The sequence below is a fragment of the Propionivibrio sp. genome (genome assembly GCF_049316945.1).
Lineage (GTDB): Bacteria > Pseudomonadota > Gammaproteobacteria > Burkholderiales > Rhodocyclaceae > Propionivibrio.
This window is the reverse complement of sequence record NZ_JBMOJE010000251.1, coordinates 1-3,689: the sequence shown is the minus strand read 5'-3', so window position 1 is coordinate 3,689 and position 3,689 is coordinate 1. Positions and strand designations below refer to the sequence as shown.

General features: G+C 56.0%; 4 protein-coding genes. All 4 read left to right on the top strand.

All coding sequences use genetic code 11. The annotated features are described in order from the left end of the window. Window positions 1–157 precede the first annotated feature (157 nt). A complete protein-coding gene (locus ACOYNV_RS26485) occupies window positions 158–1,324 on the top strand; it encodes a hydrogenase small subunit (RefSeq protein ID WP_422902813.1) in 1,167 nt (388 codons plus the stop codon). A gap of 2 nt (window positions 1,325–1,326) precedes the next feature. Continuing rightward, window positions 1,327–2,307, top strand: coding sequence for a hydrogenase 2 operon protein HybA (gene hybA / locus ACOYNV_RS26480; RefSeq protein ID WP_422902812.1), 981 nt, complete (start codon window positions 1,327–1,329; stop codon window positions 2,305–2,307). Then, window positions 2,304–3,440 carry a Ni/Fe-hydrogenase cytochrome b subunit gene (gene hybB / locus ACOYNV_RS26475; protein WP_422902811.1) on the top strand — a complete coding sequence of 379 codons (1,137 nt, stop codon included), beginning with the start codon at window positions 2,304–2,306 and terminating at the stop codon, window positions 3,438–3,440. The genes hybA and hybB overlap by 4 nt, the downstream gene beginning before the upstream one ends. A 35-nt stretch (window positions 3,441–3,475) precedes the next feature. Further along, window positions 3,476–3,689: nickel-dependent hydrogenase large subunit (locus tag ACOYNV_RS26470; protein WP_422902810.1), on the top strand; the 214-nt coding region annotated here is incomplete at its 3' end.

Genomic DNA, 3,689 nt, shown 5'->3' with positions numbered 1-3,689 from the left:
TTCAGGTAGTGACAAAATAAAAAAATATGCCTATATAAATCAATAAGTTACAAAAAATCAGGGACCAGAGGGTCATTTTGTTCAAAGTCCAATAGTTGAGTTGAACACGCTTAACACTTATCACCATGGGTGATAAGCCAACAAAGAGGAGAACTTGATGAGCGTTCGTGAGTTTGATATCGCCGACGAGGTCGGCCACGACTTTTCTGAAATCGAAAAACGTTTAGGTGTATCCCGTCGAATCTTCCTGAGCTTCTGCACCGGCGTAGCGGCTTCCTTTGGTCTGGGAACGAAGTCTGCTCTGGCAATGGCCGAGGCGATCGCCAATCCGGCCAGAACGCCCGTCATCTGGCTGCACGGCCAGGAGTGCACAGGGCCTACTGAATCCCTTCTACGTTCGGAGCAGCCAAGCTTCGAACACTTGATTCTTGACCTCATTTCGCTTGATTACCACCAGACACTGGATGCCGGTGCCGGACACCGCGTGGAAGAAATCAAACGCGAGACAATGAAGAAGTACAAGGGCAAGTACCTGCTGGTGATCGAAGGCGCTATCCCCACCGGACAAAACGGCATCTTCTGCAAGATTGGCGGGCAAACCATGATGGATGCAACCAAAGAAGCTGCCGAAGGTGCCGCTGCCATTGTTGCTTTTGGTTCCTGCGCCAGCTGGGGTGGTGTGCAATCGGCTTCACCCAACCCCACCGGAGCGACTGGTGCCCCGCAATTCCTCAAAGACAAGACCGTCGTCACCATCCCAGGTTGCCCACCCAACCCGGCCAACTTTCTGGGCACCGTACTGTACTTCGTCACCTACGGAAAACTGCCCCCCATCGACGAAAAAGGGCGTCCGAAATGGGCTTATGGACGCTTGATTCACGAGAACTGCTACCGTCGGCCACACTTCGATGCAGGTCGCTTCGCCACACAATTTGGCGATGACGGACACAAGCAAGGCTGGTGCCTTTACAAGCTCGGCTGCAAGGGGCCGGAAACCTATAACAACTGCCCCAGCCTGGAATACAACAACGTCGGCGGCGGTGTCTGGCCTATCGGCGTTGGGCATCCCTGCTTTGGCTGCTCCGAGCAGGGCACCGGCTTCAACAAGCCCATGTTCAGCCTGGCGGAGGTAAAAACCCATACGCCTCCCAACGCGTTCCCCGCCATTTCCGACCGCCAGAGCCCGACCACCTTCACCATTACGATGGCCGCTGCTGTGGGCAGTGCCGCAGTCGGCGCAGTCCTGGGAGCCGCTCTGGTTACGGGCAAAAAATTGGGCGAGAAGCATGACGAGACCAAGCAAGACCCTGGCAAAGGGGTATGAGCATGAAGCGCAGAAAATTCTTCCAGACATCATTCGGAGCCGCTGGTGCCGCGCTGACCAGCGCGACGGTGCAGGCCAGGCCCAATCTGGAACCCGCGCCGCAAGCCGTTGGCATGCTCTACGACTCCACGCTGTGCGTTGGCTGCAAAGCCTGTGTCAGCAAATGCAAGGAGGTCAATGGCATGCCGCCGGTACCCATGGGCGACCAGATCCACGCTGACTTCGCCTTTGACCTGTCGCCCAAGACGCTCAACGTCATCAAAATTTACACTGATGGCAAGGCTGCGGTGAAGGACAGCGAAAAAGACGGCTATGCCTTTGAGAAGCGCAGTTGTATGCACTGCGTCGACCCCGGCTGCGTCTCCGTCTGTCCGGTCACGTCGCTCACCCGCGACCCGCTGACTGGCATTGTCAATTACAACCCCGATGTCTGTATTGGCTGCCGGACCTGCATGACAGGCTGCCCCTATAACGTACCGCAATATGACTACGACAACGCGCTTGGCAAAATTCACAAGTGCGAAATGTGCAACCAGAAGGGTGTCGAACGGATCAGCAAGGGAGGGATGACAGGGTGCGCCGAAGCCTGCCCCACCGGCGCGACGCTGTTCGGCTCCCGCACGGCGTTGCTGGAGGAGGCCAAACGCCGCCTCGCACTCAAGCCAGGTCAGGTCTACAAATACCCGATGGGGGACGTGCGCAAGCCAGCAAGCTACCACGAGAAGGCCGTGCCAAGATACCAAAACCATGTGTGGGGCGAAAAGGAGGCCGGCGGCACCAACGTCATGCACTTGTCGGCGGTGTCCTACGATAAGCTCGGCATGCCGCCACTGGGCGAACGTTCCGCCGCTTCGATCTCCGAAGGTGTGCAAAGCACCATCTACAGCTACATGGCCCTGCCCGCAATAGCCCTGGGGGGTCTGAGCTGGATCGTCAGGCGCAATACCGAGATCGCCAACCTAGGTGAGGAGGACATAACATGAATCACCATGTTGTATTGAATCGGCCGTTACTGACTCCTCCGTTCCTGGTACTGGGAGCGTTTGGCGTGACGGCGATTGCCTTGTTGCTGGTGCGCTTTTTCTTCGGAATGGGCGCGGTCACCAATCTTAATGGTGGCTACGCCTGGGGCATCTGGGTGGTCTATGACATCGTCGTCGGAACCGCATTTGCGTGTGGCGGTTACGCGCTGGCGGTGACGGTTTACGTCTTCAACAAAGGGCGCTATCACCCGCTGGTGCGCCCGGCCATAGTGACCAGCCTGCTGGGTTACGCACTTGGCGCAGCAGGTGCCTTCATCGACATGGGTCGCTATTGGAATTTTTACCACATTTTTTTGCCCGAGCAAATGAACCCGCACGCGGTCATGTTTGAGGTTGCGCTGTGTGTTTTTTTGTATGTGTTGGTCTTGATCATCGAGTTCTTGCCGACCGTGCTGGAGAAGTTCAAGGCGCAGGCCCTGCAACAAAAACTCAGCCGCGTCTTGTTCTTCTTCGTTGCCCTTGGAATTCTGCTGCCGACCATGCACCAGTCGTCGCTAGGCAGTTTTTTGATTGCCATGGGCTGGAAGGTCCATCCTTTGTGGCAAACCATGGAACTGCAGCCTTTGCTGGCCATCCTCTCGGCCTTTATCATGGGCTTTGCCGCCGTCATTTTTGAAGCTTCATTAAGTGCCGTCGGATTCAAGCGGAAACCTGAATCGCCCATTCTGATCGGGTTGGCAAAGATGATTGTCGGGCTCACTGTGGCCTTTCTCGGCGTGCGATTCTTGACGCTCCTGTTGACTGGCAAGCTTGGATTGATCTTTGCCTTTGATCTGGGCAGCGCCATGTTCTTGCTGGAGACAGCAATGTTTATCTACCCGGTTGTTATCCTGAGTTCACCAACACGGCGGGCCAATGGCAAAAAGTTGCTCTACGCTGCGCTGTGCATGATGCTGGCAGGAGCGCTGTACCGTTTCGATGCCTTCTTGATCACCTTCAGTCCGGGCGCAGGCTACAGCTACTTTCCGGCACTGCCCGAGATCTTGATCACCATAGGAATGGTTGCCATAGAAGTCATGGCATACCTGTTTATCGTGACGCGATTCCCGGTTTTGGCTCGCGAAGAGCACTGAGCGCCTGACATCCCATTCGGTTAAGGAGAATTCTTGTGGCAAAACGCATAACAGTTGACCCCATCACCCGTATCGAAGGCCATTTGCGCATCGATGTCGAGGTTGACAACGGTCGAGTCACGAAGGCTTGGTCTTCCGGGCAAATGTGGCGCGGTATTGAAAAAATTCTCGTGGGACGCGATCCGCGCGAGGCGTGGTCCTACACCCAGCGCTTCTGCGGCGTATGCACCACGGTGCATGCCATTACCT

Bases quoted from the DNA above. Each gene is read 5' to 3' on its own strand.
- ACOYNV_RS26485 (WP_422902813.1), top strand. From the start codon at position 158: ATGAGCGTTCGTGAGTTTGATATCGCCGACGAGGTCGGCCACGACTTT.
- hybA (WP_422902812.1), top strand. From the start codon at position 1,327: ATGAAGCGCAGAAAATTCTTCCAGACATCATTCGGAGCCGCTGGTGCC.
- hybB (WP_422902811.1), top strand. From the start codon at position 2,304: ATGAATCACCATGTTGTATTGAATCGGCCGTTACTGACTCCTCCGTTC.